The sequence below is a fragment of the Micromonospora sp. HUAS YX12 genome, from assembly GCF_040215685.1.
In the GTDB taxonomy this organism is placed as follows: Bacteria; Actinomycetota; Actinomycetes; order Mycobacteriales; family Micromonosporaceae; genus Micromonospora; species Micromonospora tulbaghiae.
The window spans coordinates 4,002,873-4,017,952 of sequence record NZ_CP157974.1; the positions used below are offsets into that span (position 1 = coordinate 4,002,873).

At 68.8% G+C, this 15,080-nt stretch carries 17 protein-coding genes; 4 read left to right on the forward strand and 13 right to left on the reverse strand.

Going from position 1 to position 15,080, the window contains the following annotated elements:
* Positions 1–44: 44 nt before the first annotated feature.
* Complete coding sequence (locus ABIH81_RS19340) at positions 45–173, reverse strand: hypothetical protein (RefSeq protein ID WP_349876296.1); 129 nt, start codon at positions 171–173, stop codon at positions 45–47.
* Positions 170–634 (reverse strand): hypothetical protein, encoded by a 465-nt coding sequence (locus ABIH81_RS19345; RefSeq protein ID WP_349876297.1) that lies wholly within the window; start codon positions 632–634, stop codon positions 170–172. Before ABIH81_RS19345 ends, ABIH81_RS19340 begins: the two co-directional genes overlap by 4 nt.
* A gap of 418 nt (positions 635–1,052) precedes the next feature.
* On the opposite strand from ABIH81_RS19345, the gene ABIH81_RS19350 reads away from it, so the two are divergent.
* A complete protein-coding gene (locus ABIH81_RS19350; RefSeq protein WP_349876299.1) occupies positions 1,053–1,334 on the forward strand; it encodes a hypothetical protein in 282 nt (93 codons plus the stop codon).
* A 129-nt stretch (positions 1,335–1,463) separates the two neighbouring features.
* Here the strand turns inward: ABIH81_RS19350 and fxlM are convergent, their stop codons facing one another.
* The 7 genes from fxlM to ABIH81_RS19385 all read right to left on the reverse strand — a co-directional run bounded on the left by fxlM (position 1,464) and on the right by ABIH81_RS19385 (position 8,633).
* Positions 1,464–2,735 (reverse strand): methyltransferase, FxLD system, encoded by a 1,272-nt coding sequence (gene fxlM, locus ABIH81_RS19355; protein ID WP_349881156.1) that lies wholly within the window; start codon positions 2,733–2,735, stop codon positions 1,464–1,466.
* On the reverse strand, positions 2,719–3,618 hold the full coding sequence (locus ABIH81_RS19360; RefSeq protein ID WP_349876300.1) for an aminoglycoside phosphotransferase: 900 nt from the start codon (positions 3,616–3,618) through the stop codon (positions 2,719–2,721). The genes fxlM and ABIH81_RS19360 overlap by 17 nt, the downstream gene beginning before the upstream one ends.
* Before the next feature lie 12 nt (positions 3,619–3,630).
* Positions 3,631–4,119: a hypothetical protein gene (locus ABIH81_RS19365; protein ID WP_349876301.1), complete on the reverse strand. Its 489-nt coding sequence runs from the start codon at positions 4,117–4,119 to the stop codon at positions 3,631–3,633.
* Positions 4,120–4,270: 151 nt separating this feature from the next.
* The gene (locus ABIH81_RS19370; RefSeq protein ID WP_349881157.1) at positions 4,271–4,603 is read right to left on the reverse strand and encodes a hypothetical protein; all 333 of its coding nucleotides are present in this window, start codon (positions 4,601–4,603) and stop codon (positions 4,271–4,273) included.
* A gap of 930 nt (positions 4,604–5,533) precedes the next feature.
* The gene (locus tag ABIH81_RS19375) at positions 5,534–6,208 is read right to left on the reverse strand and encodes a GPP34 family phosphoprotein (RefSeq protein WP_349876302.1); all 675 of its coding nucleotides are present in this window, start codon (positions 6,206–6,208) and stop codon (positions 5,534–5,536) included.
* Entirely contained in the window at positions 6,205–7,221 is a 1,017-nt protein-coding gene (locus tag ABIH81_RS19380; protein ID WP_349881158.1) for an acetamidase/formamidase family protein, read from the reverse strand. Before ABIH81_RS19380 ends, ABIH81_RS19375 begins: the two co-directional genes overlap by 4 nt.
* 5 nt (positions 7,222–7,226) lie before the next feature.
* Positions 7,227–8,633: an APC family permease gene (locus ABIH81_RS19385; RefSeq protein WP_349876303.1), complete on the reverse strand. Its 1,407-nt coding sequence runs from the start codon at positions 8,631–8,633 to the stop codon at positions 7,227–7,229.
* Positions 8,634–9,096: 463 nt separating this feature from the next.
* Between ABIH81_RS19385 and ABIH81_RS19390 the strand changes: the two genes are divergently transcribed.
* Positions 9,097–9,708 carry a hypothetical protein gene (locus ABIH81_RS19390; protein WP_013477347.1) on the forward strand — a complete coding sequence of 204 codons (612 nt, stop codon included), beginning with the start codon at positions 9,097–9,099 and terminating at the stop codon, positions 9,706–9,708.
* Here the strand turns inward: ABIH81_RS19390 and ABIH81_RS19395 are convergent.
* Positions 9,698–10,144, reverse strand: a complete 447-nt coding sequence (locus ABIH81_RS19395) for a hypothetical protein (RefSeq protein ID WP_036347152.1) — start codon at positions 10,142–10,144, stop codon at positions 9,698–9,700. The genes ABIH81_RS19390 and ABIH81_RS19395 overlap by 11 nt on opposite strands.
* Positions 10,145–10,180: 36 nt before the next feature.
* Between ABIH81_RS19395 and ABIH81_RS19400 the strand changes: the two genes are divergently transcribed.
* Together ABIH81_RS19400 and ABIH81_RS19405 are read left to right on the forward strand one after the other, a co-directional pair.
* Complete coding sequence (locus ABIH81_RS19400; RefSeq protein ID WP_349876304.1) at positions 10,181–10,768, forward strand: HD domain-containing protein; 588 nt, start codon at positions 10,181–10,183, stop codon at positions 10,766–10,768.
* A gap of 17 nt (positions 10,769–10,785) precedes the next feature.
* Positions 10,786–11,727: a phosphotransferase gene (locus tag ABIH81_RS19405; RefSeq protein ID WP_349876305.1), complete on the forward strand. Its 942-nt coding sequence runs from the start codon at positions 10,786–10,788 to the stop codon at positions 11,725–11,727.
* 79 nt (positions 11,728–11,806) lie between these two features.
* Here ABIH81_RS19405 and ABIH81_RS19410 read toward each other — a convergent pair whose 3' ends face one another.
* From ABIH81_RS19410 to ABIH81_RS19420, 3 genes are all read right to left on the reverse strand, one after another.
* A complete protein-coding gene (locus ABIH81_RS19410) occupies positions 11,807–12,472 on the reverse strand; it encodes a 2'-5' RNA ligase family protein (protein ID WP_013477343.1) in 666 nt (221 codons plus the stop codon).
* Entirely contained in the window at positions 12,469–13,824 is a 1,356-nt protein-coding gene (locus tag ABIH81_RS19415; protein ID WP_349881159.1) for a helix-turn-helix transcriptional regulator, read from the reverse strand. Before ABIH81_RS19415 ends, ABIH81_RS19410 begins: the two co-directional genes overlap by 4 nt.
* A gap of 255 nt (positions 13,825–14,079) precedes the next feature.
* Positions 14,080–15,075: an endonuclease/exonuclease/phosphatase family protein gene (locus tag ABIH81_RS19420; RefSeq protein ID WP_349876306.1), complete on the reverse strand. Its 996-nt coding sequence runs from the start codon at positions 15,073–15,075 to the stop codon at positions 14,080–14,082.
* Positions 15,076–15,080 lie beyond the last annotated feature (5 nt).

A 15,080-nucleotide genomic window follows, 5' to 3' on the forward strand; every position in this document is an offset into this window, starting at 1 on the left:
CGGCTTTCTGCTTGGTGGCCTTGGCGTTGTACGCGATCGCCGCGTCACCGCTCCACTTGGCGATGTTGCAGCTGTTCGGCGGCTGTCTTGACCTCCGCGATGCTGTCGGACATCGCCAGCCACTTCTTGCCCTCGTCGCGCAGCGCGTCGGTGATGACTTCCAGGTCCTTCATCGCCGCGCCTCCGTTCCGCCGGGGCGGGCAAGTTCGTAGGTCCGGAAGAGTAATCGGGTCTCGAACCGTAGTTGTTCGGTGTCCGTGCCGGCGACGCGCGCGGAGTCCGCGGTGATCGCGGTGATGCCCGTGCCGCGCAGGTGAAGCGTCAGGCAGCCGTGCGGACTGGAGATCGTCCGTTGCTCGGGCTGCTCGGGTGCGTGGGTCAGCCGGGCGAGTTCGGCGTCGATGGTGTGCAGGGCACCCCACGTGCGCTGTAGCCAGAGGTCCTGGTCGAGTTCGGGCTCCTTGCTGGTGGCCGGCGGCTGTGCTGGTCGTGCTGGGGCGGGCGGGTCTCGCTGTAACTCCTCGAGTGCGGTGGTTTCGAGGAGGCTTCCCAGCGCGCCGGTGTATGCCTCGTAGACCGCCTCCCCGATACGGGTCACGCCGGCCTGGCGTCGCCAGTCGCGGCTGATCGTCACGTCCTCCACCTGTCCGGATCTGGTGAGGAGCAGGCTCACGGACGCTGTGCGGTCCTGGCCGGAGAGGAGCCTCGGCGCGGACCGGGAAGCGAACTCGTCGACAGCGTGTGCCGGCGTTCGTGCGCAGCGTGTCATCCTCGCCGAGGAAGTCGAGGTTTGCCAAGGACAGCCGAACGTTGGCTCTGTCTCCGAACATCAGTCTCAGCCCCCGCGAGATGGCCAACGCACACGGTGATTTGCTCGTTACGGCGCAGGGACACCGTACGGGAAACGCGAGAGCCCATGGGGGACGGTGATCGGCTTCCTGCGGCAGTCTGCCGCCGAGGCCGAGGATCCGCTGCGCATGGAGCTCTTGCTGACCGCAGGGTGGCAGTGTGTTTGCCGGCGGCGGCGACGGCGGTAGACGGAGGTAGCGGCGATGGATGCCCGCATGCGGTGGAGGCTTGCCGTCCCGCTGATCGGTCTGAGCCTGCTGATGGTCGTCCCCGCCATCGCCGGAACCTGGGTGTTCTGGTTCGAATTCGGGAACACGTATCGGGCGCTGAGCCTCGCCGTGTGTGTGCTGTTGCTGGCCCAGTTGGGACTGGCGGCATCGATCGGTGTCCGGCCGGCGCGGGATGTGCCCTGGCTGCGGATCGCGTTGGTCGCGCTCGCGTTCGTGCTGGCCTGCGGAGCCGCCGCGGTCCGCAGATCCCTTTGACCGCGCACGCAAGAGGGTGGGCTGCGGCGTGAGGCGGGGATAGAACTTGGGCGAGGACGCCGTCACGGGCTGGTCTGCCGCTTCTGTTTGCGACGCTGGTTCGCGCAGGCGTGGAGGGGTCGTTGCTGGTTATGCGGGCTGGCCGTTGCTGGTCCAGGTGATCGCGATGGTGGTGTGCGGGCGGGGGATCAGTAGCCGCAGGTGGTTGGTGGGGCTGGGTGCGGTGTCGGTGGGGTAGACGGCGATGTGCGGGCCGGGTGGATGTCGGTGGCGGCGGTCCCACGCGGCGATGAGGTCGAGCATGCGGCTGGTGAGTGTGGTGGCGCGGGGTCCGTAGCCGTGGGCGCCGAACTGCCAGGTGGTGTCGTCGAGTTGGCGGGTGGCGAGGTAGGCGATGCTGTCGGCGGTGAGCAGGGCCGGGCAGGCCCCCCAGTTCTGCGGTGCCAGGTCGGCTGCGCGCTGCCGGTCGACGGCGAGCAGACCGTGAGGGTGGGGTTGGCTGGCCAGCCACAGGTGCAGGGTGTCGAACGGGATCCCCGGTGGGGTAGTGACCGGCGACCAAGCGTCGTGACGCGGTCCGTCGAGGGCGGCGGGCAGCGCGCGGAGATCCAGGGCCTCGGTGACAGGGTCGTCGACGAATACGGTGACGTCGTCGCCGCGCAGTTGGTGTTGCCTGACAGGGGCGGCGCCGGCGCCTTGCATCGGGACGAAGCCGCAGACGAGGGCATTGGTGGCGACGAGGTGTACGCCGTCGCGGACGAGGGTGAGGCAGCGGGTGTGACCTCGCATCCGCAGCGGCGTGACGAGGACGCCGTCGGGGGCGAGCTGGTCGGTCCAGGCGGGTGGGATGTCGCTGGTCTCGACGGTGACAATGATGGCGTCGTACGGGGCGGCCGCCGCCCATCCTTCGTCCGCGTCGGCGTGCACCGCCGCAACGTGCGGATAGCCGGCGGTGTCGAGGGCGGTGCGGGCGTGGGCGATGACGGCGGGGTCGATGTCGATGCTGGTGACCATGCCGTGCGGACCGACGACCTCCGCGATGAGCGCGGCGTTGTAGCCGCCGGATCCGACCTCCAGCACCCGTGCGCCGGGCTGAAGGTGAGCGGCGTGCAACATGGCGGCTTGAAGCCACGGCGCGGAGATCGAACTGGTCGCGTAGCCGTCCGGGCCGCGGCGGGTAACCACCACGTCGTCGGCGTACGCGGCCACGACACTGACTCCCGAGGGCGTGAACAGGTGGCGCGGGACCCGTCTGAATGCCGCTTCCACGGCCGGTGAGGTGATCGCACCGTCGGCGAGCAACGTGTCGACCAGTCGAGAGCGAGCCGCCTCCGTGACAGTGTCGAGCGGATCGGCCATCGTTGGCTCCCTGCGGTTGGGGCGCTCAGCGCGCGAGTTCATCCCTGACTTGGTCGGGCCGAGATCCTGTGGCGTGGGGTGACCTTTGATAGCCTGCCGCTTGCCAAGACTGCCGGGCCCTCGGCCGTGCCTCACGGCCTTGAGCGACGCACCCGTGGGCCCGGCGGATCGCCCACTCGCCGGTCCATCGGGCGAGGTCCTGTACCCAGCCCTCGGTGTTGTGCCGGGCCTTGGCCGCCCACTTCGCGGCGTTGGCCGAGGCGAAGTGGTCTAGCACGTCAGCGCCTGTGGCCGTCCAGCCCGGGAATTGCCCGAGCCAGTCTTCGGCTTGGTCGGCGGTGTGGCCGCTGCCGATCAGCCATTGGACGAGTAGTGCGAGTTCGACCCACGCCGCTGCCTTGGTGGCCCAGGCCCAGTCGACGATGCGCAGGCCGTGCGGGGTGATGATCAGGTTGGTCGGGTTGAGGTCGGAGTGCACGAGTGTCCCGCCGTCCATCGCCGGGTGCGTGAACCCGAGCCGGTCGGCCGGGGTAAACCACCGATCGCCCGGCGCCGGCGTCTGCTGGAGGTCTTTCAAGGCGGCGGTGAGCAGGTCGAGATCAGGGCTGCCGGGGGACAGGTCGGGGTGGGGACCGGCGAGATGCTCGGTCCCCACCACCAGCCAGCCATCGGCCTCGAAGTGCCACCGCAGCGCTGGCGGGTACCGGTCGACGGCTGGGGTGACGGCCAGCTCGTAGCGCAGCGATCGGACGCCCCGTTCGCCGTAGGCCGCTTTGACGAAGACCGGTCCGGACGGGCCGGTGACGGTCGAGGCGATCTGTGCGTGGTTTCCGTCGGGTGCCGGGGTTGCCTCGAACGCTCCACCGACCTGGTCGGTGATCCTGGTGATCACGCTGCGGGGCAGGGTCGTCCAGTCGCTGCGCATCAGGTTCTCCTGTTACCGGCCGGGCTGCGGCGGGTTCGGCGGACAGCAGGACTCGGCCTCACCGCCCCAGAATTCCATGTCGACCTGGTAGCCGGTGTCGTGCAACGCCGCGCGGGTGTAGGTGATGGCAGTGCCGTCTCGCATGGCTTCGGTCAGGATCGGCCGGTGGTGCACGTAGTGGCCGGCGATCTGGTGGCAGGCGGCGGTGTAGGGCTCACTGATCTGCAGGAGGGCGTGCCAGACGGCGTCGACCGGTCGGGTGGGCACGACCCGGTAGGACTCGCCGGTCGGCAGGAGCATCCCGAATTCGGGCTTGCCGGCCTGGTCGGCGTGGGCCTTCAGGAAGACCAGGAATTGCCCGACTGCACGCTCGGCGTAGGTGTGGCTCACCTCCTGCCGGGCGGCAAAGTAGCGGGTCAGCTTGTCGAACAACTCAGCCGACACGAGCGTGCGCGGATCCTGAGCGACGGTCGTGACGGATCTGTCTGCGGTGATGCTCAAAATTCCTCCTTGATCGCGAACGGGGATGAGCGCGTATCACGTCGCCGTCGAGGCGGTGATGCGAGCCAACGGCTGTCGAGCGGTGATGTAGAGGTGACGCCGCCGGGCGGTCCTGGAGGCCCTCTCACCATTGGCAGGCTGCGGTGCTTGCTCACCGCTGCCCCAGGATCGATCGTCGGAACGGGCCCCAGGCCACGAAGCGGTCGAACATCTCCTGCGGGCTCGGCCCGTCGTGTGGGTTGAGGTGGAACAGGTCGCGCATCGCCTCGAACATCAGCCCGCTGAGGTAGATCGAGAGCGCGGCAAGCGCCGATTCGTACTCCACCTTCAACAGCAGCCGGGCCTGCGGGCACGGCCACGGCTGACCGCAGGCCCGGCATGCCCACGTCGGCCGCAGCGGGGTGTGCGGAGGCGTCGTCTCCGTTCTGTAGCGCGGCCGATCTGGCGTGGGGCCGGCGCCCGGCGTCTGCAGCTGCGACGACATCACCGACGGCTCCCAGATGCTCGCACCTGCCACTCCTGGCGGGGTTGCTCTCTCGGGCCCGTTCGACGGCCAGAGCCGACCCACGTGCGTAGATCCATGAGGACGTACCCCTTTCCTTCGCCGCTGTCGGTAGGCGGTGGCGATGATGCGGTGGCCTGGTGCTGCAGTGGCTACGCGTCGCAGCTCGGGTGACCCCTGCTGCTGATCGCGCCTGCGACGGTGGAGGTTGGTGGCCGGCCGGTCAGGGTCCGACGGGGCGCCGGCGTAGGTGGTGTGGCCGCGTTCGAGGATGAGGACGTACGAGAACAGGCCCGCCCGGCGGCCGGTCAGCCGTTCGTGCGCGGCGAAGACCTCGCCGCTTTGCGGGTCGACCAGGAGCTGCGAGGTGGATCCGTCGGCGGTGACGGCGAACGTCAGGCCGGTGCTCTGGCCGCGGTAGGTGATGACGGGAACGTCGGCGAGGACGCGCAGGCTCGTCGCCCGCTGGGCCTGGTTGAGGTATCGGCTGCTCACGAGCGCGACGACACCGCTGATGAGCAGCCGGGGATAGGCGAGGTCGGTGGCCAGTTCTCGGGGCGCTACCGCGCCGGCCAGCACGTCCGCGTCTTTCAGGAGTGCGTCGAGCAGGTATGGGTGCAGGCCGCCGGGCAGGTGCTCGTCCGTTTTCCTCGGCGCCTCGCCGAGTGTGATGTCGACGGGGTCGGCGAGGGCGGTGAGCCGCTGCCACGGGGTCAATCCTGGCCCGGTGGCGCTCGGGTGCGTGGTGGCGGATCGGCTACCGGCGACCGTGGGCGCAGTCGACGCGGGCCTCGGATGGCCGGGGGCGCTGGCGAAGCAGTCGGCGAGCAGGACGCTGCCGACCAGGTTCACCGCCAAGCCGGTGGGGACCGTCGAGCGGAGCATCACGGTGTCGGGGTTCCTTCCTCGTGTTTAGCGGTAGGTGGCGGTGGCGAGGTCGCCGACTGCGGCGTCGACGGCGGTAGTGATGTCGCGGACGGGCCGGTGGTGTTGCTCGGCGATAGCGCGCAGCTGGGCAGCGACGGTGGTGGTGTCGTCGTGGAGATAGAGGTGACCGGTGAGGTTGAGAGCGACGACGAGTCCGGCGAGAGCGGCGGTGTGGTTGTCGGGTTGCTCGCGGCCGTCGGCGAGGTAGCGCAGGCGAGCGCGCGCGATGACGGGCCACCGCTGATGGGTAGGCAGGTAAGTGTCGGCGCGGATCAGCCCGCCGAGTCGGCGGTGGCTGGTGTGGCGGAGGATCCCTGCGGCGTGCAGGCCGGCGCGAGTGCGTTCGTAGAGGTCGTCGGCGAACCCGCGCAGCCAGTGGCGCAGCGGTGGGGCGGGCCGGGTGTGGCGCAGGCTGGTGAGGGCGGCATCGGTGATGAGGTCGCCGACGGGCCGGTCGAGGTGCAGCCGAACCCGCTGCTCCCCAACCTGGCCGTGGCCGTCGAGGGTGGTGCGGCCGGTGAGGACGAGGTCGATGAGGACGGCGCCGGCGAGACCGAGGGCCAGGGCTTGGCGGTGGATGTGGGGTTGGCCGGTGTCGTCGTTGTGGGCGAGCAGGTACAGCTCGTCGCGCAGCGGCAGCCCGGGCACCGGCGCGGTCATGGCTGCCCCTGGGTGAGGCTGCGGAGCCGGGCGTGGGCGTCTGCGTAGGCGGGCTGCGGCTGGGGGAGGTGGGCTTTGTCGATGGCGGCGAGGATTGTGTAGTTGGGGTCGCAGACGTTGCCGATCGGCGCCCGGCCGGCTTGGGCGATGAGCTGGTAGGCGTCGAGGGTGTCCAGACGGCACAGGTCGGCGGTCCAGGTGGTGAGGTCGTGGTGGGCGATGCGGTAGGCGTCCTCGAGTGGTCGGGCGCAGCCGACGGACATGATCCCGCTGTCGGTTTCCAGCCGCGGCCATGCGGTGGGAAGGCCGCCCTTGATGACCTCGACGGCGAGGGTGGTGACGGTGGCGATCTCCACCGCGACCCCGCACGCTTCACCCTCGCCTTGGCGGGCGTGTCCGTCACCGAGGGCGAGGAGCGCACCGTGGACGTTGACGCCGAGGTAGAGGGTGGTGCCGGCGCGCAGTTCGGGTGTGTCGAGGTTCCCGCCGTAGTAGTCCGGAACGATCGTCGCGCGGGTTTCCATCGCGGCGGGGGCGACGCCGATCGTGCCGATCATCGGATCCAGCGGCAGCTCAACGCTGTGGTCGCTGGTGGTGGCGCAGTACCGCACGGTTCCGGCGGTGGGGTCGATGTGGTAGACCCAGACGCGTTCGTCGAGGGGTGGTTGGAGGGTCGCGGTGTGCCCGGTGGAGGTCAGCGCCCCGAAGTACGGGAACGTCGCGGACACACCCCAGTCCCGGGCCGGGACGATCGCCGCAATGTGGACGGCGAGGGTGTCGCCGGGTTCGGCGTCCTCGACGAAGAACGGCCCCGACACCGGATTCAGATACGGCATCGCGCACACCTGCGACGGCAGATCCACCGGACCGCGCACCCGGCCGCCGAAGCAGTCCTCGGTGTGCACGGTGAACACGTCACCGGAGCGCACATGCGCTACCGGAATCCGCCCGCCGAAGGTGTAGGCCAACTCTTCCCGCACTGGCCGATACGTGAAGTGACTTCCGGAAGACATCGTGGTCACACCCGCTCCAGGTCACGAGCGGACCGCTGCACTGGCGCCAGGCCGGACAGCGACGGGCGGCGGCCGGTGGCGTAGAGGCCAGCCAAGATGACGACGCCGAGGGCGAGCCAGGCCAGGCCGAGGCGCTGCGCGGCGATGTTCGCGTTCACCACCACGTAGGCCAGGATCACGAACCCGATACCGGGCATGACCAGGTGCGCCCACCAGTTGCCGCTGCGCCGCCGGATGAGGTGGTGCACGACCACGGAGACGTGCAGGACCAGGAACGCGACCATCGCCCCGAAGTTGATCAGCGATGACAGCAGAGTGATCCCGTCAGCGCGGGTGGCCATGTACAGGCCCAGCGTGAGGGACACGGCACCGGTGAGCAGGGTCGCGTTGATCGGCACGTTCCGGCGGAGCGACACCTTCGCCAAGAAGCTCGGGAGCTGCCGGTCGCGGGCCATCGCGTACAACAGCCGGGACGTCGCCACCTGCGCGACCATCGAGTTCGGCAACCCCCACGCGATCGCCGTCGCCACCGCGCACCCCGTCGCCAGCCAACCGCCGCCGGCCACCGCGGCGGCGTCGTAGAAGGCAGTGCCCTTCGGATCGCCCTGCGCCAGGAGCACGCCCGGGTCGGGGACGAGCATCGCGGCAAGCCACGTCTGCGCGATGAACAACACCCCCGCCAGGATCAGGACGGCAGCCATCGCGCGGCCGATCTGCCGAGAGCCGCCCCGGGTCTCCTCGGCCAGCATGCTGATGCCGTCGAAACCCAGGAAACTGAGTACAGCGATCGACACCGCCCCCGCCACCACCGACCAGGTGAACGTGTCGGCGTCGTAAAACGCGTCCCAGCTGAACCGGCCCCTGCCCGAGGCGAGAGCCCAGCAGGCGACGCCCAGGAAGATCGCCAGGACGATCAATTCGCCGCCGAGCATCACCCGAGTCACCATCGCGGTCATGCGGATGCCGACCGAGTTGACGACCGTGTTCACCGCGACGAACCCCAGCAGCCACAACCACACCGGCACCGCCGGCACCGTCGCATGCATCGCCACCGACGCCACCAGATACAGCAAGCCCGGCACGAGGACGTAGTCGAGCAGGATCACCCAACCGGCGAGGAAACCGACCGGCGCGTTGATGCCCCTACCCGCGTAGTTGTAGACGCTGCCCGACATCGGGAACGCCTTGACCATCTGAGCATAGGAATACGCCGTGAACACCAACGCCATCACACCGACCGCGTAGGCCAGGGCCACCATCCCACCGGAGCCGGCGTACACGCTGCCAAAGATCGCCATCGGCGCAATCGGCACCATGTACACCAGCCCGTAGGCCAGCAGGTCCCGGAACCGCAGCTGCCGGTTTAACTCCTGCCGATAGCCGTAACGCTCCAGCTCTCCCTGATCGAACATCCAGCATTCCTCCCTGAAACTGCTCGACGAGCCGTCCTCGGCGGCCCACGAAAGCGCCCGCCGTCACGGCTCGACCGCGACGCATCCTGGCCGGGACACGGCTGAGGTTCCCGGCGACGAGAGTGACTAAAGGCGAAGGAGCTCAATGTCGGTAAGCCTCCTCATCCATGTCTGACAACCCGCCGACAAGCGCCTATTCGAATGCCGACTACAACAGCGAGCAGCGCCGACCGGCGCCTCTCGAAGACGCGTCGTAAAGCCGCATCCGTCCGCACAGTGGTCTAGGCCGGGCAATGTCGAATCTTTGTCAGAGGTCGACGCAGTGGGTTATCGACATCCACGCACGCTGCATTAATGGAGGCATCACCGTGAGCGCCATTGGCGCGAGGACAGCGGTGACAGGCGTCCCGGCGTCGCTGGTTACGCCTGCCTATGCCCAAGGCTCTCCAAGGAAGGACGTGCCATGACCCCACAATCCATGCCCGAACCCGCTGAGGTCGGTCGCCGAGCCGCCGAGATCCTCGACCTGATCACGCAGCACCCGTCGTCCGAGCGGCTACGCAGCTCGTCGATGAAGTACTCCAGCTGCTGGGCGACATTCACCGGGTACCCGGCGATCAGCCAGTGGTCCCTGGACCGTGACGCGGGCCCGCTGCTGACCGAGGCGATGCGGGTCTTGGCGCTCAAGGCCGCGGTGTTCGAGCTCTCCGGTGGCGACGAGGAAGTCGCTGAGCTGCTGGTGCCGGCGCCGGTCGACGAGATGATCCACGCCGTGCTGGCCCAGTTCACCCTCATGTCCCGGATGCAGCGCGACCTCGGGGTCACGTTCCCGCACGCCACGGAGTTGGAAGAGTTCACCTACGTGCGCGGCTGCCTGACCGACGCGTACTACGCCGCCGCAGGCTGGGGGCCGCAGCCACTGCGGTACTGGCTGGACTCCGCCGAGGTGACCCGCCGGCTGGACCAACTCAACGCTCACTACCAGGCCGCAGGCCTGGGGCGCGACGGACGCAGCCACGACTTCGACTTCGAGAAGCCAGGCCCCGCGACCGCGCCCGTCGGGGTCACCGGTTAGCCAGCTCCACCGACAGCACTCGCCGCATGGCTGCCACCACCTGCTTCGGGTCGAACCTTTCGCCGGCGAGGCGCTCGGCGCGGGCGACGGCACCGAAGATCTGCTCCGACGGAGCGTCGCGCAGGACGGCGACGAGCCAGCCTTCCAGATCCACCAGGTCGGCAGGCAGTACCAGGGAAGCAGGCGTCGGCGCCGGTCGTGACGCCCGGACGGGGACAGGCTCCCCGCGCGAGGCGTAGCGGCCCGGCGGAAGCCCGACGCGATACGGGTGTACACACACCGCGACACCCTCGACGGTGACTCGCCATCCAATGTCCGCGTCGTAGGCAAACTCGGGTCCGGGCCGGTCGACCACGTCGAACTGGCCGGGCCCGAGCTGTTGAGCGGGACACACCACGCACGTCTGCTCACACCACTGCTGTAGCGGCCCCGACATGACGCCGATGCTACGGCAACCAGGAGGTATCAGGCCATGACCGTCTTATCCCCTCCCCGGGCCGCCACCATCGACCGCGCCCTACGCGACGCCCAACGATGGTGCGCCGGACACACCATCGACGACCGCCCCGCACTGACCCACGCCGTCCGGGTCGCGGTAACCATCGGCGAGCATGTACCAAACCCGGACCCTGATCTGATAGCCGCAGCGCTGCTGCACGACATCCCCGACTTCGCGCCCCGTACGCCGGACATCTACCAGATCCTCGCCACCGCCTACGGCCCGCAGGTACCGCGGATCATCGCCGCTCTGCAGGCCGAGCACCAGGATCTCGACATGCCGGAACCGCCCATCCGCGTGGACGACCTACCGGTGCTGCTCGCCTCGACCGCCGACAAGACAGTCGCGCTGACGTCGCTGCTACGACGGGCACACGCCAGTGGGGATGTCACCCGCTTCCTCCGCACGCGCCCGGCGCTGCTCGCGCTACTGCCGCACTTCCGGGCCTTTCAGCAGGCAGCCCACCATCGAGTGCCGCTCCGGATGTCGGCCCGCCTCGACACCGCCCTGACGCTGCTCGAGCGAGCCGCCACCGGCGTCCAGACGGCGAGCAGACAATGATCGCTATAGGTGCCGCGTTGGCCGACTGGCTTCACCGTGACCTGCTCACCGCCGCCGGCCGAGAAAAGGTCGGTGGGCAGGTCATCCAGGAGTGGGAGCTGTCGACGGTGCACCGGCTGTACCTGAGCGACGGCAGCAGCATGATCTGCAAGATCGCCACATCACCGTTCACCGGCGAAGCCGCCGTGCTGCGAGCCCTCAACGAGCACGGTGCCGCCGTGCCTCACCTGCACGGCTACACGCTACGTCCGCAGGCGCTGGGCATGCTGATGGACGACCTCGGCGACCCCATCCGCCCACCCACCACGGCCGAGGCCTCAGCCGCCGCCCGCGCGGTCCACGCCATCGCCCCGATGCCCACGCTGCCCGCGTTCGGCCAGCAAACCCTGGCGCGCCTTCCTGAGCAGGCGCTCGCTGCACTCGACGCGCTACACCGCCAGGGCCGCTTCCTCAACACGAGCACAATCGAGGACCTGCTGCGGCGGCTGGCCGCCGTGGCGGGCAGGCGCGCCGACGGCGCCGAACAAGAGCCCTTCGGGCTGTGCCACGGCGAGTTCCACCCCACCTCGCTGCACGTCAGCCGCAACGGCTGCCACCTGGTCGACTGGGCGAAAGCGTTCACCGGGCCCGGACTGCTCGACCTCGCCACCTGGTTCGGCACCCGCACAAACCCAGACCCGGCCCAGCTCAATCACCTAATCCGCGTCTACGTCGCGACCGGCGGCAGTCCCGACGCCCACTCAGACCGCGGTGGCCTACCGGCCGCACAGTGGGCCTTGGGGTGGCACCGCCTCTGGGCAGCCTGGTGGTTCCTGACCACGGCCGCCGCAGGCCATCACCAACCTCATACCGACAGCCACCACGCCCAGGTCATACACCGCCAACTCCACGCAGCCGCGCAACTGCTCGGGGCAGCACCGCCTGCCGCCGTCGGCAGTCACCTCACCAGCGCCGGCTAATAGGCAACGGGTCGAGCGGTTGGGCGTGCGCCCCGCTCGATCCGTTCGGCGCTCACGCCCCGCAGACCCAGCATGATCATCATCCGCCGAGGGGTGCCACGGCCACAGTTGTCCAGTTGTAGGTCTGGTCTTCACGTCGCAGCGCGATCAGCGTTGCCTGTCGAATAGTCACCCGGGCGGGTGGCTGGTCACGTAGTTCGGCGAGGCGGGCGCAGATTGGTCCGGTCGGCGCTTGCGAACCGCTGTAAGCGACAGTTACGTGGGGCCGAAAGCCTTCTGCAGCCTCCGGAACTGCCGGCCATACCGCGCTGATGGCATCACGAATGGTGGCGCGCAGGTGTTCGACGCGGTCCCAGGGGCGGACGAGTAAGCCAATCCCTTCGGCATCGGGGTCGACCGGGCCAAGTGACAGCTCTAGCGGCTGCAGGCCGGCGCAGCGTTGCTGGGTTTCCGCGACGATCGCCTCGATGTCGTTAGTGGTGACCTCGTCGGTGAAGCCGAGACCTTGCATGGTCAGGTGCAGCCCATCGAGCGGCACCAAGTCCAGCCCGGGCAGAGTGAGTTGGCGTTGCAGGCCGGTGACGAGGCGATGAAGCTCAGGTTGGTGCTCGAAGGTGAGGTGCCAGGTGTAGAACTGGCGGTCGGCTCGCCAGCCTGGGCGCCAGTACCAGTGAACGGTGAGTTCGGGTAGATCCTGGTAGGCGGTCCAGCGCTGTTGCAGGTTGGCCAGTTCCCGGCTGCTCATGACAGCGATGGTAAGGCGGCTCGGATGACACCGGCCCGTGGGCGGTCGGCCAGCAGGTCGGCGACCTGCCTTAGCCGCGGATGGCGAGCGAAGGGATGGGCGGCGGCGAGGAACTGCCGGGCGCGTTGATGGACCGATTCGAAACGCTGCTCCGAGGTAAGGGTAAGCGCTTCCATCGCGAGCGTGGCGGCCTGGTCAGGGTCGGGACGGCCGGCGTGCAGGTGAGCGGTGGCCAGATCGAGGCGACTGAGTGCCCGCGGACCGGCCATGCCTGCGGCGTCGAACGCGGTTATAGCGACGGTCAGATGGTCGGTGACGCCTGCGGTACGGCCGAGCGCCAGGTAAGCAGTCGCCGCGTTGGCCGCAGTTCTTGCCGGACAGTACGGGCCGAGGGTGAGGCTCGCGCTGACCGGCGAGTCAGCCGGGTAGTTGGACAGCATGGTGAAGGCATCGTCGACAGCGCGGTCTACCCCGTACCGGTCGCCGAGATGAGCGAGGGCTCGCGCCAGACCGTTGATCGTGAGGCGGATACGGTGCCCGCTGGCGCTGCCACGACGCAGGCCATCCTGGGCGTAAGCCAGCGCGTCATGGTAATTACCGGCGTAGAAGGCAACCAGGCTCTGCGTGGCACGCGCCCAGGCTTGGACGTCGGGCTGCTCGGCAGCTTCGGCCAAGTCGAACGCTTCGGCGGCGTAGGCGTGCGCCACACCGAACGCGCCGAGGTCAAGGGCGAGCGCGCCAAGAAGCCCAGACAGGTGAGCGGCGGCGGCGTAGAGACGGGCCCGTTGTGGCGGGTGCTGCCGGCCGGCCATGAGTTGGTCGACATAGGCGCGCAGCGGTCGCAGACGCCCTACGAGAATTCCAGGGGTGAGGCGCTCGTTGTCAGCGATCGCCTTCCGAAGCTCGTTCTCCAAATACGTCAGGCGGACGTTGTCATCAGTGGAAGACCTCAGCGCCAGCCGGCGGGCGTCGATGCTGTCCGCACCTTCCCACAGCACAGCACCGCTATCCACTCCAGGGAAGGGGTGCCCAGCGTCCATCGGCGCCGCGGGCTCCGGCGCGGTCTTGAGCTCTTGGAGCGCCGATGAGCGGCGTCGTCGTCGGTCTAGCTCCGTGATCCGGTCGTACTCACTGACGAGGATGCCACCGGCCTGCAGCACGCTGTCGCAGCGCGCCCAGAAGGCGCGGTCCGGGTGCTGGTGGCCGGTCTCGGTGTTCGCCACCGAACTGCGCCCGTACTGTACGAGCCGAGCCAGTTCATGCTGAGTGTGACCGGCAGCCTTCCTTAACTGGGCGAGCCGACGGCCGAGCGCGTGGCAGGCGTTTCTGCTCTCGTCGGTGTTAGCCAACACATCCAACCCCCAATGCCTGCATACACCGCTGTCACGGTCCGTACCGACGTTAGCCGCGCTTGTGACCCGCCGGCCGACTGAGCAGCGCCGAGCAGCGGTGCGACCGATGGCCGCTACGGGACCAGCAACAGTGCCAGGTGTTCATTATCGGGAGCGGGGGCGGCTATGGTCCGATGACCTTGTCAAAGTTTTGTCAGAGTTGCTGTCGGGGGTCCACCGACAATGTCTCGAGGGCTGTCCGTGACCGGCAGCGGTTCACGTCGGCCATCCCGTGAACGCCGAATGCCGGTCAACCGGCTGGTTGCGATGTCCGTTGAATCGCGCGATAACCGGTGCGTGGTCTGGTACGACGGTCTTCTGTCGGCTGCGGGTGGAGGCGCCGATGGAGGTGATGTCGTCGACGAGGGAGTCGACGTTGCTCAGCTGGAGTTGGAGGTCGCGGGTTGCCAGGATGTGGTCGATGAGCTCGCCGTTGCCTTGGTAGATGCGGGAGTACGCGCGGGCTGGAGGGAGGCGTCGTCCGAGGTTGTACAGCCGGACGGCGTCGCCTTTGTCGGGGCGGTTGACGTCTCCGTCGGCTGGGCCTTCGAGTAGGACGGTGGTGATGGCGTCGGGGCCGTCGTTGAGGTCGCCGCAGAGGATGGTCGGCATGCCGGGTTGGCCGTTCACGGCGGCTGCGGCGAGGGTTTCGTTGAGGTGTACGCGGAGGGCGACGGCTTCGGCGGTGCGCCGCAGGAGGGCGTAGCCGGCGCCGCGGGCGCGTTCGTCTTCGTTGAGGGGGTAGCGTCGCCCGCCCGGGTAGGTGAGCAGTTTGCTTTTCAGGTGCGCGGTCAGCAGGCGCAGCCCGGCGCCGCCGCAGTCGACGTGTACTTGAAGCGCTCCGCGTCCCATGTGGGTGAGGGTGTCGCCGTCGACGTCGGGGACCGCGGGCAGCCCGGAGGGCGGCAGTGCGAGGATCTGCGCTTCTTGGGTGAGGGGATGGCGGGCGAGGACGGCGACGCGGATGCCGCGGCTGTCCGGGTGGGAGGACACGACGGCCTGCCAGGGCTCACCGAGGGCAGCTTGCAAGTCCTGTGCGGCGCGGAGGCTGCCGATCTCTTGAAGGGCGACGACGTCGGCGCCGGTGCCGGCGATCAGAGCGGCGAGGTAGGTGAGCTTCGCGGTGTAGGTGCCGGCCGCCGACGTGTCGGTGTCCTGGGGTGGGAACAGGTTCTCAACGTTCCATGTCATGACGATCAGGTTGTTGGCCACCGTCG